This is a genomic window from Acutalibacter sp. 1XD8-33, from assembly GCF_003612555.1.
GTDB lineage: Bacteria > Bacillota > Clostridia > Oscillospirales > Acutalibacteraceae > Acutalibacter.
Genome location: NZ_RAZF01000030.1, coordinates 16,956 through 35,225, shown reverse-complemented (window position 1 = coordinate 35,225; position 18,270 = coordinate 16,956). Strand labels below are relative to the sequence as shown.

Below are 18,270 nucleotides of genomic sequence, written 5' to 3'. Positions count from 1 at the left end.
TGATATAAAAACACAAAAACAAAAATATGTCGGGAGATATATTGACAAATTTCAAATATTGAGATAGGAGGGTACTTTCATGAACTACAGAACTCTTGGCCGTACCGGTATCAAGGTCAGTGAAATCGGTCTCGGCAGCGAGGCTTTTGTGAATCAGACAGTGGAATACGGGGTTGACCTGATCAACGCCGCCATTGACGCCGGGGTGAATTGCTTCGACCTCTACAACCCCGAGCCCTACGTCCGGGACGCTTTCGGCAAAGCCATGGAGGGCCGCCGGGAAAAATTTGTTATCCAGGCGCACCTGTGCTCCGCCTGGATTGACGGTCAGTACAAGCGCACCCGGAATATGGACGAGGTGAAACCCGCCTTTGCCGATTTGCTCGGCCGGCTGAAAACCGACTACATAGACGTGGGCATGATCCACTATGTGGACGAACAGAAAGACTTTGACAAGGTGTTCGGCGGGCCGGTCATCGAGTTCGCCAAGGAGCAAAAAGCCGCCGGAAAAATCAGGCACATCGGCATGAGCACCCATAACCCGCGTATTGGCATCCAAGCAGTGAAGTCCGGCGTGGTCGACGTTATCATGTTCAGCGTCAACCCCGCCTATGATATCGTGCCGCCCAACGAAAACGTGGACACTCTCTTCGAGATGTCCACCTATGAGCTGCCAGACGTGCTGTCCAGCACCGACCCGGAGCGCCAGGAGCTATACACCCTCTGCGAGAGCCAGGGCGTGGCTATCACGGTGATGAAACCCTACGGCGGAGGGGCCTTGCTCAAGGCGGAGGAGTCTCCCTTCGGCGCGGCTATGACCGTCAACCAGTGCCTGCATTACTGCCTGACCCGACCCGGGGTCGCAACGGTGCTGGCTGGGGCGCATGACAGGGAACAGCTCATGGAGGCGGTGGCGTACTGCAACGCAAGCAACGAGGAGCGGGATTATGCGAAGCTCTTGAGCAGCTGTCCCGCCCACGCCTTCACCGACAAGTGTATGTACTGCGGGCACTGCGCGCCGTGTACGGTGGGAATTGATATTGCCACGGTCAACAAGTTTGCGGACTTGTGCCAAGCTCAGGATGCGGTGCCGGAAACCGTGCGGGAACATTATAACGCGCTGGCTGTCAAAGCCGGGGACTGCATTGGCTGCGGGCGGTGCGAGAAGCGGTGCCCATTTGGGGTGAAGATTGTGGAGCATATGCAGAAGGCACAGTCAATTTTTGGCGAGTAAATCGGGAGTTCCCGTCATAGTTTTGAGAACGGTGACGGGAACAAGAAAGCCGCCGGTTTCAACCCAGCGGCCTTCTGCCAATCATATTTTTTCAATCACAAAGGTCATATACCCCTCATAGGGCTTTCGATAGTTAAAGTACATATCATACCATGTGTCGCACCATTCCCGGAGGGATTGATCTTCCGGCGATTCTCTCAAATCTGCAAGGTGGCGTTTTGCGCTCCACATAATATACCGTTCCCACTCCGCCTGAGTATCAGAAGCCATGGCGGTAATGTAGTAACCATTTGAACGGATTATGTGGTCGATTTCCGTCAACGGAAGAGTTTCACCCTCAAAATCGATCAGTTCTTTTGGTGGGTCGGGAACTTTTGAATACCGCGTTCCGATAATCAGCTTGCCATTCGGTTTGGCAAATTTCTCCAGCAGTTCTATTGTGCTTTGAAGCCCGCCGAAATCCTCGCCCGATAAGCAGACATAGTCAAATTTCTCGTTTGTCTGCCACTTGAAAATGTCTGATTCAATAAGAGTAATGGCTGAAATGCCGCTCTCCGCCATGCGTTTCCGGCCGGTCCCGATAAACTCGCCACAAATGTCTACGCCGGTTCCCCTAATGCCAAACGCTTCGTACCATATTTTCAGCATTTCGCCGTAACCACAGCACAAATCCAAAACGGCAGAACCAGGATTCATGCCCGCCAAATAGCCAATTTCTACTATGCGCTCAACAGGTGTCATACTGACAAGATATTCGCTTTCTTTCAGCTTTTTAATCAACTTTTTATATTCCATTTCGATAACCCTTTCTGTTACGGCTGAGCAAAAAGGATTATTCTGTCCAGCCTATGATATTACATCCAACGTATAGTTGTAATTCGTTGAAAAAGGCTCCGTGTAAATCATCAGACCCCACTCCTTTCAAATTTTTCATACCTTTTTGATTGAAGAAATCGTAGCACGGAATCGTCTAAAAGTCAACTTTCACATTGTTCTCGATTTCCCCTATCACCTGCTCCGGCGGCACTGTTGGAGTTCAGCTTTGTGATACGCTTCCCGGCGAGCCAGAAGAATTATTTTGTGGGGGAGGACAGCGCTCGGTAGTGTGCTTTCTCAGCGCGAATCTCATAATATTCTTTGGGCGTGAGTAGTAGGAATCCCGCCGAGTCATGGCGGTCTCCCGGAAGGTACATTTGCCAATCAGTCCAAAGGAATCTTTAACGTCCTGTTCGTTTAAGTATCGTTGGGCATAGCCGCCGTGATCGTAAAACCGGGGCTCAATTTCTCTGCTGCTCACGCCGTAGCCCCTATCGTTTATGCTGGAAATCCTTGCCAGCATAACACCGTCGGGAGATAAACCCGCTTGATTTCTTCCATAACCCGCACCGTCTTTTTGCGGTCAAAATAGTGCAGGGACATGTCCCCCACGGTGACCGGGAACTGCCCATCTCTGAAGCGGGGCGTTCATGGCCATATAGAGGGGCTCGCTGCCAGGGATAAAGCGCCGTATGCTCTCCAAAACCGACCGGGAGTAGTCAACATGGGAAGTGCTTTTTTTGTTGTGGTCCATAGTCTCACTCCTTGTGTTGTTTATTGTAGTAGAGCTGCGGCAAAATTTCAACGGCATTTTAATAGCCAAATTGATATATTCAGAACAAATATACAATACAATCTTTCAAAGATGCGTTATAATTGACACAAGCAAAACCAGAATGAAAGGGGACAAAATTATGCCGACCGTAGAAGAACTCAGAAGGCAGGAGGAGCGTTACCATTTCACTTTCTTCAACCATCCATACGCCTATGACCTGGCAATGGAGATCCTGGGCATTCGTATACAGTTGGGGGGACTGGTGGTGTTCCAGTACCTGATGGACAAAAAGGATGAGGCCAAGTGGCTGCGCAAAAAGGAGCGTATAGTGCAAAATGCCGGAGTTGGCTTCATGCTGGCAGCGGCGCTCCAAGAGGAGAGCGGTATGTATGAGGAGTTGTCTGACTACTCCCAATACTGCCCGGAACCCGGCGGGTTCCCCATTGTGGTGAACGTAGAGCTTGTGGGCAGCGTCTGCGTGTTGGGCCTGCCGGAGCTGGAGGATCATGAGCTATTGATTGAGGCGCTGGAGGCGTATAAGGAGGGGCTGTCATGCAAAGAGTAAAACACGATTTCAGTAAAATCCCCGAGAATATTCTAAGCATTTGGGACCGTTCCCGGGATGAGTCCATTTTGCAGACATACGATGTGAATACCGAGGAGATCGAAACCCTTGCGGAATTTCCCTATGTGATTGAAGCTCCAAACTGGAGTAAGGATGGCGCTTCCCTGGTGTATAACAGTAACGGCCTGGTTTACAAATTTGACCTTGCGACAAAGGAAAGCGTCTTGATTGAAACCGGCTTTGTGGACCGCTGTAATAACGACCATGTGCTGTCCCCGGACGGGAAAAGCGTTGCCGTCAGCCACCAGACCATAGAGGACGGCAAGTCCCGGATTTATACTGTGCCGCTGACCGGGGGAACGCCCCAGCTCATCACCCCTATGGCCCCCAGCTACCTCCACGGCTGGTCTCCGGACGGAAAATCCCTGGCCTACTGCGCCGAAAGGGGCGGGAAATTTGACATCTATACCATCCCGGCAGATGGCGGAGTTGAAACTCGGCTCACCGATGCTCCGGGGCTCAACGATGGGCCGGAATATGACAGCACTGGGGAGTATATCTGGTTCAACTCTGTGCGGGCTGGGCTCATGCAGGCGTTCTGCATGAGGGTGGACGGCAGCGAACAGACCCAGATGACCTTTGAGGAGGACTGGAATATGTGGTTCCCTCACATCTCTCCTGACGGGAAATGGGTGGTTGCCTTGGGTTACAAAAAAGGCGATGTTGAGCCTGGGGAGCATGTACCCCACAAAAATGTCTGCCTGAAACTCATGCCCGGAGAGGGCGGACCGACCCGCACCATCGTGGAGCTTTTCGGCGGGCAGGGAACCATCAATGTGAACTCCTGGTCGCCGGACAGCAAGAAGTTCGCCTTTGTGAGATATCGCATACGTTCAGAAGAATGATTTGGGAGGAGAGCAAATGAAAAATCAGAAGATAGTCCGGGCAGTGGTCCTGGGCGGCGGGGCTGTTGCCCAGAGGCGACACCTGCCGGAGTACGCCGCCAACCCCAACGCGGAGATTGCCGGGGTGATAGACACGAACCAAAACCGTGCCCAGGAGCTGGTCGAGCTTTATGGTGGCAGGGTCTATGCAAGCTTGGACGAGGCTCTCGCCGACCCTGCGGTGGATGCCGTCAGCATCTGCACACCCAACGTGACCCACGCCTCGGCTACCATCAAGTCACTGAAGGCGGGCAAGCACGTGCTCTGCGAAAAGCCCATGGCCCAAACTTTGGAGGAGACCCGGGCCATGCTCCAGGCAGAAAAAGAGTGCGGAAAGATACTCATGCTAGGCCATAACCAGCGGCTCATCCGAGCGCACACCAAAGCCCACGAGCTGCTGCATGGCGGAGCCATTGGGGACCTGCTGTTCTTCCAGTGCAACTTCAAGCACGCCGGGCCGGAGACCTGGTCCGCCGACCCGGGAGCCGCAACCTGGTTCTTCCGGCGAGACCAGGCCCATTTCGGCGTGATGGGCGACCTAGGGGCGCACAAGATAGACCTTATCCGCTACCTCACCGGCAGCGAAATAAAGAATGTGTTCGCCAGCACCTCCACCCTGGACAAGCGCTATGAGGACGGCTCGCTAATAGACTTGGAGGATAACGTGGTATGCCTGTTCGACGTGGAGAACGGCCTGTCGGGCATCATGCACTTCAGCTGGACCAACTACGGCCAGGAGGACAACAGCTCGGTCATCTACGGCACCAAGGGCGTGATGAAGATTTTTGGCGACTACGCCGATGACATCGTGCTGGAGATGCGGGACGGTATCCAGGTGAAGTACACCGTGGGAGGCATACAGACTAACCAGAACCAGACAAAGAGCGGGGTCATCGACGAGTTTGTGAACTCCATTGTGGAGGGGCGCGCGCCCATCGTTACCGGCATTGATGGGCATAATACCCTGGCGGTGATAGAGACCGCTATGAAATCTGCACAAGAGCGTCGGTGGATGGAGATTGAGTATTAGAAGCCGTACCAATAGGCGTTTGCATTCCCTTTTCCGGCAAATTCAGCCGGGGAATGGCGTTGTGAAAACTTGCCAATCGCCAGATTACTTCTCCCCACTGCATTTGCTCGAAAATCGTATACTTTTTAAGAGATGGCGTGCGCAGCCGCTTGTCTCTCAGAAAGCATCCAATGCTGGATAAGGAAAAACCCAGGCGCTGAAATTGCCTGGGTTTTTTGATGTAATTTTCCTTTGTTCCGATTTCCGTGGGTCTATTTTTATGAGATCAGCCCGGACAGGACGCGGGCAACGCCGTTTTGGTCATTGCCGGGAGCGTGGAGAAGAAGCCGAGTCTTCAGCTCCTCCGGTCCGTTGCCCATGAGATAGCCATGGCCTACCAACTCCAGCATTTCCACATCGTTATAGTTATCCCCGAAAGCGGCGGCTTCCTGTAAGGGGATTCCCCAGAGCCCGCAGAGGGCTTTCACAGCGGCGGCTTTGGTCACGCCGGCCGCCATAATCTCCAAGCCGGAATCTGAGGATTTGGTGGCCGTGATCTCCGGGAACTCCCGGAGCAGCCGGGCCTCCAGGTCCGGGGTAAACTCCGCCGTGCCCATGCACAGGATCTTGCTGATCTCGTCCGCCGAGGCGGAATCCACTGTGCCCTCCACGGCCTGGGTCTTTACGATGTGTTCCTCCCGGACGATCCGGGGATGCTTCCGGTCCTTGACGAACCATTGGTCAAAGGAGTAGACGCAGAGGGTGGCGTCATAGCCCGTGGCCTCGATGCAGCGGACGATCCGGTTGGCCAGGGGCTTCTCCATGCCCTTATGGAACAGCGTCTTTCCGGCTTCGTCCAGAGCCAGCGCGCCGCTGTAACATACAATCGGGCAGGAAAAGTGGTAGTCCTCTAAAATGGAGTAGACGCCGGAAGGGCTTCTGGCGGAAACAATCACAAAAGGGATCCCCCTGGCCTGTACGGCGCAGATTGCCTCCCGGGTAGCAGGGGACATCCGGTGGCTGGAATCCAACAGGGTGCCGTCCACATCGCTGAATACGACTTTTATCATAAGCTACTGTTCAGCGCCCAGAGCCACGGCTTTGCGGTTCAGGTCCAGCATCTGGGCCTTGCGGGCGGGAACGCATTTCTGGATGGCCTGATCCAGAGCGTCGGGAGAGCAGGGAAACTCCCGGAAGAGCTTGCCTGTGAGAATCATATTGGCCAAGCCCTGGAGCCCGTTTTCCTCCGCCAAACGGGAGGCGGGCACCCGGTGGACCGTGATGTCGGTGCGAGAGATCTCCCGGTCAATGAGGGAGCTGTCCAGGATCACCGTGCCCCCCGGCTCCACCGCGTCAAGAAACCGGTCCAGGGAGGGCAGGTTCATGGCCACCAGCACGTTGGGGTTGGTGACCAGGGGCGAGCCGATGGGGTTCTCCGAGATGCACACGCTGCAATTGGCGGTGCCGCCCCGCATTTCCGGGCCGTAGGAGGGCAGCCAGGAGATCTCCTGACCCTCGATCAGGCCCACATAGGCAGCCACCTTTCCGGCGAAGAGCACGCCCTGGCCCCCAAAGCCCGCGAAAACAATGTTCATGTCCTTCACAGCGCCCCGCCCCCTTTCTTCACGCCCTGGTCCACGTCCTTATAGACGCCCAGGGGGTAGTAGGGGAGCATGTTCTCCCGGAGCCACTGGAGGGATTCCACCGGAGAGAGGCCCCAGTTGGTGGGGCAGGTGGAGAGCACCTCCACAATGGAGTAGCCCTTGCCGTCCAGCTGGTTCTGGAAGGCCTTTTTGATGGCCTTCCGGGCGGTGTTCACGTTCTTCACGGAGTCCACGGTCACCCGCTGGGCGAAGGCCACGCCGTCCAGGGTGGAGAGCAGCTCGCAGACCTTCACCGGGTAGCCGGCGGTGTCCGTGTCCCGGCCATAGGGGGTGGTCTGGGTGATCTGTCCCGGCAGGGAGGTGGGGGCCATCTGTCCGCCGGTCATGCCGTAGATGGCGTTGTTGATGAAGATGACGGTGATGTTCTCCCCCCGTGTGGCTGCGTGGACGGTCTCCGCCGTGCCGATGGCGGCCAGGTCGCCGTCCCCCTGGTATGTAAAGACTACGTTGTCCGGGCGGGCCCGCTTCAGGCCCGTAGCCACCGCCTGGGCCCGGCCGTGGGGCGCCTGGACCATGTCGCAGGCAAAATAGTCGTAGCACATGACGGAGCAGCCCACAGAGGCCACTCCCACGGTGCGGCCCTCAATGCCCAGCTCGTCCATGGCCTGGGCCACCAGCCGGTGCACGATGCCGTGGGTGCAGCCCGGGCAGTAGTGCAGGGGGGCGTCCGTGAGGGCGCGGGGCTTTTGAAATACGATCGGCATAGATCAATTCTTCCTTTCCCGTTTATTTTTTCGATGCTTGGTCAAGCGCTCCACCAAAAAGCCAATGCCCTCGGAGAGCAGCTCTCCCACCAATTCCACTATAAAGTCCGGCGTACAGAGCCCTCCCGGTCAGCCACCCCGGAGAAAGGCCAGGACCCGGCGGTTAAAATCCGGGGCCTCGTCATAGGCGGCGTGGCCCAAATTCTCATACATATGAATCTCACAGCCCAGCTTTTCCGCGATTTCCTCAGAGGCCCGTCCTGTGAGCACCCGGTCCTCCACTCCTCCCAGCACCAGGACCGGGCAGGTGATTTTGTAGAGCTCCGGGTAGCTGCCGCAGGTCAGGCAGGCCTCCGCCAGGGCGATGAACCGCCCTGGGTCCCTGGGCTTTCCCATTCTGGAGAGCAGGGGGAACAGCCAGCGGTATTTTTTCACATAGGAGGCGGAGTACATCCGCTCCATCATGTCCACGGTGAGAGCCGGCCAGTCCCCCCGCCGGGCCAGCTCCATCCAGCGGGCCAGGGTCTCCTTCATGACCTGGTTGGGCCGGGAGGCCGTGACCGCCAGCACCAGCCTGCGGACTAGAGCGGGATGCCGGATCGCCAGCTCCTGGGCGATCATCCCGCCCTGAGACACCCCGAACACATCCGCCTGGGAGAGGCCCAGCCGCTCCATCCCCCGGACGGTGTCCTCCGCCAGGTCCCGGATGGTGCAGCCCGCCGGGACAGAATCCCGCCGGTCAAACACATAGACCGTGTAGTCTTTGGCAAAGCTCCGGTACATCCAGGCCAGGGGAAGCGCGGCCTCCCGCACCCCCTTCACGCTCAGGCCGGGAAGCATAACCAGCGGACGGTCCCCCCGGCCGAAGCGGACGCAGTCCAGAACAGTGCCGCCAAGATCTGCCCGGAGTTTCTCCACTGGGCTCATGCCAGCTTCTCGATCTCCCCCAGCACCTCCGCCGGGGTGGGGATGATGCCCCCCGTGCGGCCGAAGAAGTGGACGGGGACTTTGCAGTCAATGCTGAGCTTCACATCGTCCACCATCTGGCCCATGCTCATCTCCACCACCAGGAAATTCCTGGCGTGGGCGGCGGCCTTTTGCAAGGCGTCCACCGGGAAGGGCCACAGGGTGATGGGCCGGATCAGCCCCACCTTCCTCCCCTGCTCCCTGGCCTTGTTCACCGCGCTGCGGACCACCCGGGAGGAGGCCCCGTAGGCCACGATCACGGTATCTGCGTCCTCCACAAGATATTCCTCCGCCCGCTGCTCCTGGGCCTTCACCTGCTCGTAGCGTTTGTAGCGCTCCACCACCAGATCCTCCAGCTTGTCGGGGGTGAGGTAGAGGGAGTTGATCACATGGTGTTCCCGCCGGTCCTGGTGGCCGTTTGCACACCAGTCTTTCTCCGGCAGGGGCTTCCCGTCCTCCTCTGGCAGGGTGACCGGCTCCATCATCTGGCCCAGCATTCCGTCGGCCAGAATCATGGCGGGCATCCGCCAGCGGTCGGCGGCGTCGAAGGCCCCGCTGACCAGATCCACCATCTCCTGCACAGTGGAGGGGGCGAACACCAGAATCTGGAAGTCCCCGTGGCCGGTGGCCTTGGTGGCCTGCCAGTAGTCCGCCTGAGAGGGCTGGATGCCCCCCAGCCCAGGCCCGCCCCGCTGGACGTTGATAATCAGCGCGGGCAGGTCGGAGCCGGCCATGTAGGAGATGCCCTCGGACTTCAGGCTGATGCCGGGAGAGGAGGAGGACGTCATGGCCCGGACCCCGGCGGCGGAGGCCCCCAGGACCATGTTCACGGCGGCGATTTCCGACTCCGCCTGGAGGTAGGTGCCGCCGATTTTAGGCATCCGCTTGGACATATAGGCGGCGAGCTCGGTCTGGGGCGTGATGGGATAGCCGAAGAAGTGCCGGCATCCCGAGCGGATGGCGGCCTCGGCCAGAGCCTCGTTTCCCTTCATCAGTACCTTCATAGATTCAATCCACCTTTCACTTTTCCACAGTAATCGCGGTATCCGGGCACATAGTGGCGCAGGCGGCGCAGCCCACGCACTTGTCCGGCTCCACAAGACGGGCGGGATGGTAGCCCTTAGAGTTCAGACGACCGGTTTCCAGGGCAATAATATGTAGGGGGCAGGCGTTGGCGCACAGCCCGCAGCCTTTGCAGACGGTTTCGTCCACGATGATCTTCGGCATGACAAGGCCTCCTTTTCTATGGGAATAATATACTATAAATAAAAAGTGTTTTTTGATAAGGGGCTCGCCAGGCGCGGCAGCCGGGCAAGATTTCAACGGGTCCAAAGTGCATTTTAGCTGGTACGCCCACCCACGGCGCTGGCTTTCTCCGCACCCGCCCCGCTCGCATTTTGCGGCAAGCCGCAAAATGGCCGCGGAGAAACGGGCTTTGCCCGTTTCTCCTGGCGGTTCGTCCTTCGGACGAACCCGAGCGGGGCACACCGCGCCAAGCAGGTGCGAGACGTAGACTTGGTTTCGCGGCGTGACACGAGTTTTGCTTTGCAAAACTCGGATAGTTAACCGAGCAGAGCGAGTGTTAGCTATTATTCACACTTCAAAAATGCGCTTCTCAGGTGTTAAGGTCAAGACCGTGGAGCTCTGCTCCACACCTCGCAACCTTTGAAAAGGGCGCTGGTCCCCTGTGGGGACCGTCAAGCGCCGACCGAACCGGCAGGTGAGACGACGAAACTTTTACGGTTGTTAGGTTAGCTCGTCAAAACACCAAAATCTTCACGACGAACGGAGTGAGGAGTGACATTGCGCGGTCAAAGACTTGACGTAGCCAAGTCTCAGGCGTCTAGGCCCCTTGCGGGGGTTTGGGGAGAGTTCGCTTTGCGAACTCTTGAGCCCCCAAGGTCTTAGGAAGCCTCCCAGGGGAACGTGACCAGGCGCTTCACCGCGCGGAAGCCCGCCGGAAGCGGGGTGCCGTTCAGGGCGAAATCCGGGGCGGTGGAGTATAGCAGGGGCAGGCCCGTGAGCCGGGCGGTCTCCTCTCCAAAGGGTCGGGCGGCAAGCAGGTCCTCCAGGGTGGTCTCTACCCCCAGGTGGGAGTTGTTCACAATGCCGGAAGCCTTCAAACGGCTGGCGGACTCAATCTCCCGGAGGAGCTGGCAGGCTTCTTTCGGTGTTTGGGAAAAAACTCGGTAACGGTTTACGACATAGAGCATGGCATAGCCTGTTTCTGAAAGACGGGCGCTCAGGCCGCCCAAAGCCGTTACGCCAGCGTCATCTCCACCGGCGTCGATGATTACCTGGCCGGCTTCCAAAGAGAAAATCCGGAAGAGCTCCGGGGACAGGGTAGGGGTATCCAGGGTAGTGCCCGCAAAAACCGGCGCGATAAGCCGGACGCCGCGGGCTTCCAGAAGCGGCCGGTATTCTGAAGAACGAAAGTAGGGGTTCACCACATCCATATCTACGAGAGTGACTGGGCCGGACTTCAACGCTTCCAAGGCCAGGTTCAGAGCCAAGTTCGTCTTGCCGCAGCCATAATGGCCGCAGAGGATGGTGATAGACATGGAGAAGCCTCCTTTCGCTTTTATATAGCAGTATAACACATTATTTTAGAAAATTCAACCGGCGGAGATTTTGCCAGTTCACTTTGCCACCCAAGGGATAGAATGTTGTGCTTTACTAAAAGAAAGTGGTTTTACACACTTGCCTTTTAGAAAGTATCCCTTTTTACAAAACACTGCCTTTGTCTAATTTTTTGACAGGGGCGGTTTTTTGTCGATTGTTGTCGGCCGGCATAGACGCTATAATGATATTCATAAATTCCCCCACAACATCAGGAGGTTATATTATGGATACATCAAACAAAATCGTGCGCTATGGTTTAAAGAAAGCCTTCAGTTACATGGAGCGGGACCCGGAGGAGAATCTGCCCAAGCTCATGGATTGGGTTGACCGCTTCGCCCCGGCAGGGGACCGTGGTTTCCCGGTACAGCGGGCGGTATTCCGTAAGGTCATTGAGGACCCGGACTGTGCCATGCATAAGCTCATGTACCGCATCTTCACCAAGACGGACAAGGACGTGCTCAAGGCCACCTTTGAGAACTTCATCATCAACGGCAACCTGGTGGGCTGGCCCCGGCAGGAGGAACTGCGGGAGGAATATGGTTGCAACATTCCCTGGGCTATCCTGCTGGACCCCACCTCTGCCTGTAACCTGCACTGCACCGGCTGCTGGGCGGCGGAGTACGGCAACAAGCTGAACCTCTCTTTTGACGAGATCGACAGCATCATCACCCAGGGCAAGGAGCTGGGGGTATACATCTACATCTACACCGGCGGCGAGCCTATGGTGCGAAAAAACGACCTGATTGCTCTCTGCCGCAAACACAGCGACTGCCAGTTCCTGTGCTTTACCAATGCTACCCTCATTGACGAGGAATTTGCCGACGCCATGCTGGATGTGAAAAATTTTATTCCGGCTATCAGTGTGGAAGGCTTTGAAAGCGCCACCGACGGCCGCCGGGGTCTGGGTACTTACAAAAAGGTAGTGGATGCCATGGCCCTGCTCAAGAGGAAGAAGCTGCCCTTCGGCATCAGCTGCTGCTACACCAGCCAGAATTTTGAATCCATCAGCAGCGACGAATACTTTGATCAGATGATAGAATGGGGCGCGGCCTTTGTGTGGTACTTCCACTATATGCCTATTGGGAACGACGCTGTACCCGACCTGCTCCCCACCCCGGAGCAGCGGGAGTTCATGTACCACAAGATTCGCGAGGCCCGGCGGGAGAAGCCTATCTTCGCCATGGACTTCCAGAATGATGGCGAGTTCGTCCAGGGCTGCATCGCGGGCGGGCGGCGGTATTTCCATATCAACGCCAACGGCGACTGTGACCCCTGCGTGTTTATCCACTACTCCAACGCCAATATCAGGGACATGAGCCTGCTGGACGTGCTGCGCTCCCCCATCTTCATGGCTTATCACGATGGCCAGCCCTTTAACGGCAATCACCTGCGCCCCTGCCCCATGCTGGAGAATCCGGAGAAGCTGCGGGAGATGGTGGAAAAGACCGGAGCACATTCCACGGATTTGCAGTCCCCGGAGAGCGCGGAGCATTTGTGTGATAAGTGCGCGGCCTACGCACAGGATTGGGCGCCTACGGCGGAGCGGCTTTGGCAGTGCTCCTGCCAGGAGAAGCTGACGCGACAGTCAGGGAGTGAAGCTGAGAGACACAAGGCAGCGGTTTAAGCAAAGCGTCTGAGCGTACTCTGACGGCAGACGGCTCCGAGAATATCAGCAAACTGAAAAGGCGCTGCGGGCAGGGATGTCTGCGGCGCTTTCTTTAGTTTTAATAAAGATACGATTCCGTCATTTCACACTTGGGAGTAAAAAAGTAAACGAACCTCCTTTTAAATTTTACTTTCTGTGGAGTGAACTAAGAAGCTGTACCAATAGGATTTGTGTTTATAGTAAACACACTTGGAAATCGGTATATACCGATTTCCAAGCTAGGCGGCACAGCGGCTGCTGCGCCGCCTGGTTCAAAAGAGGTGATTCGACCTCTTTTGAACTGCGTTAACTATACTTTCTGAGAGACAAGTGGCTGCGCACGCCATCTCTTAAAAAGTATACTTTGGGGTAGTATAGTTAACAATGCCTTTTCCCTATACGCGCAGGTGTACAATATGACACACCCCCGGAATTGCCTCTCCCTGCTGCTGGGAGGTTGTAGACATCAGAGCCCCTGTGGCACAGAACAGGATATTCTTCAGCTCGCCCCGCTCCATCCGGTTCAGCAGATGCCCACACAGCACACTGGCTGAGCATCCGCACCCTGACCCCCCGGCATGCACATCCTGGCTCTGCCGGTCAAACAGCATCAGGCCGCAGTCATTATGCATCGGGGCAAGATCAATGCCGTTGTCCTTCAATGTCTCCAACAGCAGCTGGCTGCCTACCATTCCCAGATCGCCGGTAAAAATCCCGTCGTAGTCCTTGGGCTGGGTTCCTGTATCTGTCAGATACTGATAGATACTGTCCGCCGCTGCCGGCGCCATGGCCGCTCCCATATTGGCCGGATCTTTCACGCCCAGGTCCACCGCCCTGCCTGCCAGGCCGTGGAGCACTTTTACTCTGCCCCCTTTGCCCACAATCACGCACCCTGCCGCCGTGGCTGTCCACTGGGCGGTGGGAGTCCGCTGGGCTCCGTATTCCAAAGGCGTGCGGAACTGCCGCTCCGCCGAGCAGAAATGAGAACTGGTAACCGCCGCCGTCTTTTCCGCCGCGCCGCAGTCCACCATTACCGCCGCCATCAGCAGGGTCTGGGCCATAGTAGAGCAGGCTCCGTACTGGCCCAAAAAGGGAATTTGATAGTCCAGCAGACCAAAAGTAGAGGAAATGCACTGGTTCAGCAGATCCCCGGCGAAAATCATCTGAATCTCCTGGGGCTGGCATCCCGCGCTGGCCAGGGCTACCGACACCGCCTCTTTTTGTAGCTGTGCCTCCGCCTTCTCCCAGCTTTGTGTGTTCAGCCGGCCATCGTCAAAGGTCTGGTGGAAATCCCCGCCCAGAGGCCCCGCCGCTTCCTTTTTCCCGCCTATGGCTCCCCGGCCCAAAATACTGGGAAGCCCATCCGGTATGCCGGACGGCCCTCCAAACTCCAAGGTCTGTCTGCCAATCCGTTTCATATGTCACCCTCTCCGCTTTTTATTTTTCTCAATATCAAGCAGTCTGTCCCGCCGCCGAAAGAATATTCCTCTTTGCTTCCCTCCGGCTGGAGTTTTACAAAAATTTTTCCCAAGCTCCAAAATTGGGGAGAATTTCTCTTGCTTTCCCAGTGCCGTTCCGCTATACTAAAGTCGGAAACCCCAACAATTTTCAGGAGGATTATTATGTTTTCATTTGACCTTAACCAAATTCCTTTCGCCCCCCACGGCCAAAGCCGCAGCATCAACGCCGAAAACCCCCGGGGCGAAAAGGGCCGGGGCGGTATGGCGGCCAGCCACTTGGGTACAGGGCGCAAGGGCAAGCCCTGCCTCAATGACCTCCAACCCGGCTCCCGTACGGTGCTGGCGGATATTGAGGGCTGCGGGATCATTCAGCATATCTGGATCACCGTGGACAACAAGACCTCGGACGCAGACTGCTTCGTTCTGCGGGACCTGGTGCTGCGTATGTACTGGGACGGGGAGGACATTCCCTCTGTAGAAGCTCCTCTGGGAGATTTCTTCTGCTGCGGCTTTGGCCGGGAATGCCTTGTAAACAGCGCCCCCATCTCCGCGGTTCCCTCCCGTGGCCTGAACTGCTACTTCCCCATGCCCTTTGGAAAGCGGGCGGTGATCGAGGTGGAAAACCAGCATAAGAACCCAATCCCCGCCTTTTTCTACCAGGTAGACTACAATCTTTACGACGCACTCCCGGCGGACGCCGCCTATTTCCACGCTCGCTGGAACCGGGAAAGGTTCACCCAGCTGGGGAAGGACTACACCGTCCTGGAGGGCGTCAAAGGCAGGGGCGTCTATGTGGGCACCTACCTGGCCCTGCAAACCCTGGAACGCTATTGGTGGGGCGAGGGCGAGTTCAAATTCTACATTGACGGGGACCGGGACTACCCCACCATCTGCGGCACAGGCACAGAGGACTATTTCGGAGGCTCCTGGAGCTTTGCCAAGCAGGAAAACGGCCGCACCGTGGAGCAGACCTACTGCACCCCCTACTTGGGCTACCCCTATTACTCCAACCGGGACGAGGTTACCTGGAACCCCTACCACAACGACGACGTACCCCCCATGCGGGGCTTCTACCGGTTCCACATCCCGGACCCCATCTTCTTTGAGGAGGATCTACGGGTGACGGTGCAGCAGATCGGCGTATGCTACGGCGGGCTCTTCGAGCGCCAGGACGACGTCTCCAGCGTGGCCTATTGGTATCAGGCAGAGCCTCACCAGGCCTTCCCCGCCCTGGCCCCCGCCAAAGACCGCTGGCCGCGGTAAGGTCGTGGAGCTCTGCTCCACACCTCGCCACCTTTGAAAAGGTGGACGAAACTTTTACCCACTCCTCACTTCATTCGTCGTGAACGTTTTATAATGTTTTCCGAAGCTCACCTAACAGCCATAAAAGTTTTGCAGACTTCGCTCTGCGAAGTCTTAGCTTTCTTCAAAAGCTCACAGGGGCTTGGGGGTGAGCGTTCTGCCGGATACTTGGCAAAGCCCAGTATTGCAGACAACGCCGCGAACCGACCGAGCCGGCAGACGGGACCAGGCGAGACCGGATTACCCAAGGTCTTTCCCTTGACCTTAACACCTGAGAAGCGCATTTTTTGAAGTGGTAAATCATAGTTAACACTCGCTCCGCTGGGTTAACGATCCGAGTTTTGCTTCGCAAAACATCGGCGACCAACTGTCCCGCGCGCCGTTCCCCCCACAAAACCCAAAATTCCTCACCAGAAAGGACAACACCATGGCAAAAACTCCCTTCAGTCGTATCCTCTACGGCGGCGACTACAATCCCAACCAGTGGCCCAGAGAGGTCTGGGACCAGGACATGCGCCTCTTTCATAAGGCTGGGATCAACTCGGCCACCATCAACGTGTTCTCCTGGGCAAAAATCCAGCCCAGCGAGGAGTCCTACGACTTCTCAGAGCTTGATGATATCGTGGACATGCTCAGCCGGGAAAACTATGACATCGTCTTGGCCACCTCCACCGGGGCTATGCCCGCCTGGATGGTAAAGCGCTACCCAGAGGTTACCCGAGTGGATTTTGACGGCCGCCGCCACAAGTTCGGCCAGCGGCACAACCACTGCCCCAACAGCCTGGTCTATCAGAAATTCGCCCGGAATCTGGTTCTGGAGCTGGCCAAGCGCTACGCTTCCAACCCTCATATCGTCTGCTGGCATGTCAGCAACGAATACAACGCTGGCTGCTACTGCGAAACCTGTGAAAAGGCCTTCCGGGTGTGGCTGCGGAAAAAGTACGGCACTCTGGACGCGGTGAACCAGGCCTGGAACACGGAGTTCTGGGGCCACACCTTCTACGACTGGGACGAGATCGTGGCCCCAAACAACCTTTCCGACGGCATGGGCTCCGAGTGGAACCGAAAAACCGCCTTCGCGGGCATCTCCCTGGACTATGACCGGTTTATATCCGACAGCCTGCTGGAAAACTACAAGCTGGAGCGGGACGCTATCCGCTCTGTGGACCCGGACGCGGTGATCACCACCAACTTGATGGGCACCTATAAGGGCCTGGACTATTTCAAATGGGCCCAGGAGATGGACATCGTCTCCTGGGACAATTACCCCGCCTACAATACCCCCTGGAGCCTGACCGCCATGCGCCATGACCTGATGCGGGGCCTCAAGAACCAACCCTTTATGCTTATGGAGCAGACCCCCAGCCAGCAAAACTGGCAGGCCTATAACTCTTTAAAGCGCCCGGGCCAGATGCGGGCCCAGAGCTACCAAACCATCGCCCATGGGGCGGACACCATCCAATTCTTCCAGCTGCGCCGGTCCAGGGGAGGCTGCGAAAAGTTCCACGGAGCGGTGATCTCCCACTCCGGCAGCGAGGAAACCCGGGTATTTAAAGAGTGCGCCCAGCTGGGCGCGGAGCTGCGCTCTCTGGGCGGGGAACTTCTGGGAGCGGCAAATCCGGCGGAGGTGGGCATCCTCTTTGACTGGGACAACTATTGGGCCCTGGAATACACCAGCGGCCCCAGCATTGATCTCCGGTATGAGGAGCAGCTCCATCAATACTACCGGTACTTCTACGAACAGCATATTCCTGTGGACATGGTCCCTGTGGACGGAGACTTCAGTAAATATAAGGCCATCGTGGCCCCGGTGCTGTACATGGTGAAAGAGGGCATGGCCGAGGCCCTGGAAACCTATGTAAAGAACGGCGGGACTTTGATTACCGGGTTTATGAGCGGCATTGTGGACCAGAGCGACAACGTACATCTTGGGGGCTACCCCGGCCCCCTGCGGAAGCTCTGCGGCGTGTGGGCGGAGGAGATCGACGCCTTGGCCCCGGAGCAGTCCAACATCCTGAAATTTGCCGATGGGACGGAATTCCGGTGCGGCCTGCTCTGCGACATCCTCCATTTAGAAGGAGCGGAAGCCCTGGCCTGTTATGGGGAGGACTTTTACGCGGGCACCCCCGCTGTGACGAAAAACAGCTTCGGCAAGGGGACGGTTTACTATGTAGGCTCCCAACCGGATCAAGGGGGACTGGGGAAGATCCTGGACCAGCTGGCGGAAACCGCCGGAGTTCTCCCTCTCATGAAAGAAAAGACGCCTCTGGAAATTGCCTGCCGGACCGTGGACGGCCGGGAGTACTGGTTCATTCTCAACCTCACCGGGACCCCCCAGCCCGCGCCCAAATGCTTCGCGGGGGAGACGGACCTGCTCACCGGAACGGCCGTGGGCGGAGAGCTCGAGCCTTTCGACGCGCTCCTGGTCCGCCGGGCACACGGCGCGTAAGGCCGTGGGGACGTAAGACCTTGGGGACGCTGTCCCCAAACCCCTGCCAGGGGCCTAACGCCCCTGGACCGCGAATATCACTCCTCATTTCATTCGTCGTGAAGGTTTACGATGG

General features: G+C 57.1%; 16 protein-coding genes. 7 read left to right on the top strand and 9 right to left on the bottom strand.

Annotation, left to right across the window (positions count from 1 at the left end; translation table 11 throughout):
• The first annotated feature begins 79 nt into the window (after positions 1–79).
• Complete coding sequence (locus tag D7X94_RS14720; protein WP_120428421.1) at positions 80–1,234, top strand: aldo/keto reductase; 1,155 nt, start codon at positions 80–82, stop codon at positions 1,232–1,234.
• A gap of 81 nt (positions 1,235–1,315) precedes the next feature.
• Here D7X94_RS14720 and D7X94_RS14715 read toward each other — a convergent pair whose 3' ends face one another.
• Positions 1,316–2,029 (bottom strand): class I SAM-dependent methyltransferase, encoded by a 714-nt coding sequence (locus D7X94_RS14715; RefSeq protein WP_120428420.1) that lies wholly within the window; start codon positions 2,027–2,029, stop codon positions 1,316–1,318.
• A 935-nt stretch (positions 2,030–2,964) separates the two neighbouring features.
• Between D7X94_RS14715 and D7X94_RS14710 the strand changes: the two genes are divergently transcribed.
• From D7X94_RS14710 to D7X94_RS14700, 3 genes are read left to right on the top strand one after another with little or no spacing between them, the layout of a single operon-like run.
• Complete coding sequence (locus D7X94_RS14710; protein ID WP_158591045.1) at positions 2,965–3,390, top strand: heme-binding protein; 426 nt, start codon at positions 2,965–2,967, stop codon at positions 3,388–3,390.
• A complete protein-coding gene (locus tag D7X94_RS14705; protein ID WP_120428418.1) occupies positions 3,378–4,295 on the top strand; it encodes a TolB family protein in 918 nt (305 codons plus the stop codon). Before D7X94_RS14710 ends, D7X94_RS14705 begins: the two co-directional genes overlap by 13 nt.
• Before the next feature lie 16 nt (positions 4,296–4,311).
• Complete coding sequence (locus D7X94_RS14700) at positions 4,312–5,364, top strand: Gfo/Idh/MocA family protein (protein ID WP_120428417.1); 1,053 nt, start codon at positions 4,312–4,314, stop codon at positions 5,362–5,364.
• 257 nt (positions 5,365–5,621) lie between these two features.
• Here the strand turns inward: D7X94_RS14700 and D7X94_RS14695 are convergent, their stop codons facing one another.
• From D7X94_RS14695 to D7X94_RS14665, 7 genes are all read right to left on the bottom strand, one after another.
• Complete coding sequence (locus D7X94_RS14695; RefSeq protein ID WP_120428416.1) at positions 5,622–6,413, bottom strand: Cof-type HAD-IIB family hydrolase; 792 nt, start codon at positions 6,411–6,413, stop codon at positions 5,622–5,624.
• Positions 6,414–6,416: 3 nt separating this feature from the next.
• Positions 6,417–6,938, bottom strand: a complete 522-nt coding sequence (locus tag D7X94_RS14690; protein ID WP_120428425.1) for a 2-oxoacid:acceptor oxidoreductase family protein — start codon at positions 6,936–6,938, stop codon at positions 6,417–6,419.
• 5 nt (positions 6,939–6,943) lie between these two features.
• Positions 6,944–7,711 (bottom strand): thiamine pyrophosphate-dependent enzyme, encoded by a 768-nt coding sequence (locus tag D7X94_RS14685; RefSeq protein ID WP_120428415.1) that lies wholly within the window; start codon positions 7,709–7,711, stop codon positions 6,944–6,946.
• A gap of 129 nt (positions 7,712–7,840) precedes the next feature.
• Positions 7,841–8,638: an alpha/beta fold hydrolase gene (locus tag D7X94_RS14680; protein ID WP_120428414.1), complete on the bottom strand. Its 798-nt coding sequence runs from the start codon at positions 8,636–8,638 to the stop codon at positions 7,841–7,843.
• A complete protein-coding gene (locus D7X94_RS14675) occupies positions 8,635–9,681 on the bottom strand; it encodes a 3-methyl-2-oxobutanoate dehydrogenase subunit VorB (RefSeq protein ID WP_243111337.1) in 1,047 nt (348 codons plus the stop codon). Before D7X94_RS14675 ends, D7X94_RS14680 begins: the two co-directional genes overlap by 4 nt.
• A 16-nt stretch (positions 9,682–9,697) precedes the next feature.
• Complete coding sequence (locus D7X94_RS14670) at positions 9,698–9,904, bottom strand: ATP-binding protein (protein ID WP_120428413.1); 207 nt, start codon at positions 9,902–9,904, stop codon at positions 9,698–9,700.
• A gap of 677 nt (positions 9,905–10,581) precedes the next feature.
• Positions 10,582–11,238, bottom strand: a complete 657-nt coding sequence (locus D7X94_RS14665) for a ParA family protein (RefSeq protein WP_199715131.1) — start codon at positions 11,236–11,238, stop codon at positions 10,582–10,584.
• Positions 11,239–11,522: 284 nt separating this feature from the next.
• Between D7X94_RS14665 and D7X94_RS14660 the strand changes: the two genes are divergently transcribed.
• Positions 11,523–12,923 (top strand): radical SAM protein, encoded by a 1,401-nt coding sequence (locus D7X94_RS14660; RefSeq protein ID WP_120428412.1) that lies wholly within the window; start codon positions 11,523–11,525, stop codon positions 12,921–12,923.
• A gap of 416 nt (positions 12,924–13,339) precedes the next feature.
• Here the strand turns inward: D7X94_RS14660 and D7X94_RS14655 are convergent, their stop codons facing one another.
• Positions 13,340–14,362, bottom strand: coding sequence for a stage V sporulation protein AD (locus D7X94_RS14655; protein WP_120428411.1), 1,023 nt, complete (start codon positions 14,360–14,362; stop codon positions 13,340–13,342).
• Between the two features lie 204 nt (positions 14,363–14,566).
• Between D7X94_RS14655 and D7X94_RS14650 the strand changes: the two genes are divergently transcribed.
• Both D7X94_RS14650 and D7X94_RS14645 read left to right on the top strand, forming a co-directional pair.
• Entirely contained in the window at positions 14,567–15,667 is a 1,101-nt protein-coding gene (locus D7X94_RS14650; RefSeq protein ID WP_120428410.1) for a glycoside hydrolase family 172 protein, read from the top strand.
• A gap of 466 nt (positions 15,668–16,133) precedes the next feature.
• Positions 16,134–18,155 carry a beta-galactosidase gene (locus tag D7X94_RS14645; protein ID WP_120428409.1) on the top strand — a complete coding sequence of 674 codons (2,022 nt, stop codon included), beginning with the start codon at positions 16,134–16,136 and terminating at the stop codon, positions 18,153–18,155.
• Positions 18,156–18,270: the final 115 nt, after the last annotated feature.

Excerpts from the sequence above, each read along its gene's own strand:
- D7X94_RS14665 (WP_199715131.1), bottom strand. The coding sequence starts at position 11,238 with ATGTCTATCACCATCCTCTGCGGCCATTATGGCTGCGGCAAGACGAAC.
- D7X94_RS14645 (WP_120428409.1), top strand. The coding sequence starts at position 16,134 with ATGGCAAAAACTCCCTTCAGTCGTATCCTCTACGGCGGCGACTACAAT.
- D7X94_RS14705 (WP_120428418.1), top strand. The coding sequence starts at position 3,378 with ATGCAAAGAGTAAAACACGATTTCAGTAAAATCCCCGAGAATATTCTA.
- D7X94_RS14675 (WP_243111337.1), bottom strand. The coding sequence starts at position 9,681 with ATGAAGGTACTGATGAAGGGAAACGAGGCTCTGGCCGAGGCCGCCATC.
- D7X94_RS14700 (WP_120428417.1), top strand. The coding sequence starts at position 4,312 with ATGAAAAATCAGAAGATAGTCCGGGCAGTGGTCCTGGGCGGCGGGGCT.
- D7X94_RS14695 (WP_120428416.1), bottom strand. The coding sequence starts at position 6,413 with ATGATAAAAGTCGTATTCAGCGATGTGGACGGCACCCTGTTGGATTCC.
- D7X94_RS14690 (WP_120428425.1), bottom strand. The coding sequence starts at position 6,938 with ATGAACATTGTTTTCGCGGGCTTTGGGGGCCAGGGCGTGCTCTTCGCC.
- D7X94_RS14660 (WP_120428412.1), top strand. The coding sequence starts at position 11,523 with ATGGATACATCAAACAAAATCGTGCGCTATGGTTTAAAGAAAGCCTTC.
- D7X94_RS14655 (WP_120428411.1), bottom strand. The coding sequence starts at position 14,362 with ATGAAACGGATTGGCAGACAGACCTTGGAGTTTGGAGGGCCGTCCGGC.
- D7X94_RS14650 (WP_120428410.1), top strand. The coding sequence starts at position 14,567 with ATGTTTTCATTTGACCTTAACCAAATTCCTTTCGCCCCCCACGGCCAA.
- D7X94_RS14670 (WP_120428413.1), bottom strand. The coding sequence starts at position 9,904 with ATGCCGAAGATCATCGTGGACGAAACCGTCTGCAAAGGCTGCGGGCTG.
- D7X94_RS14685 (WP_120428415.1), bottom strand. The coding sequence starts at position 7,711 with ATGCCGATCGTATTTCAAAAGCCCCGCGCCCTCACGGACGCCCCCCTG.
- D7X94_RS14710 (WP_158591045.1), top strand. The coding sequence starts at position 2,965 with ATGCCGACCGTAGAAGAACTCAGAAGGCAGGAGGAGCGTTACCATTTC.
- D7X94_RS14720 (WP_120428421.1), top strand. The coding sequence starts at position 80 with ATGAACTACAGAACTCTTGGCCGTACCGGTATCAAGGTCAGTGAAATC.
- D7X94_RS14715 (WP_120428420.1), bottom strand. The coding sequence starts at position 2,029 with ATGGAATATAAAAAGTTGATTAAAAAGCTGAAAGAAAGCGAATATCTT.
- D7X94_RS14680 (WP_120428414.1), bottom strand. The coding sequence starts at position 8,638 with ATGAGCCCAGTGGAGAAACTCCGGGCAGATCTTGGCGGCACTGTTCTG.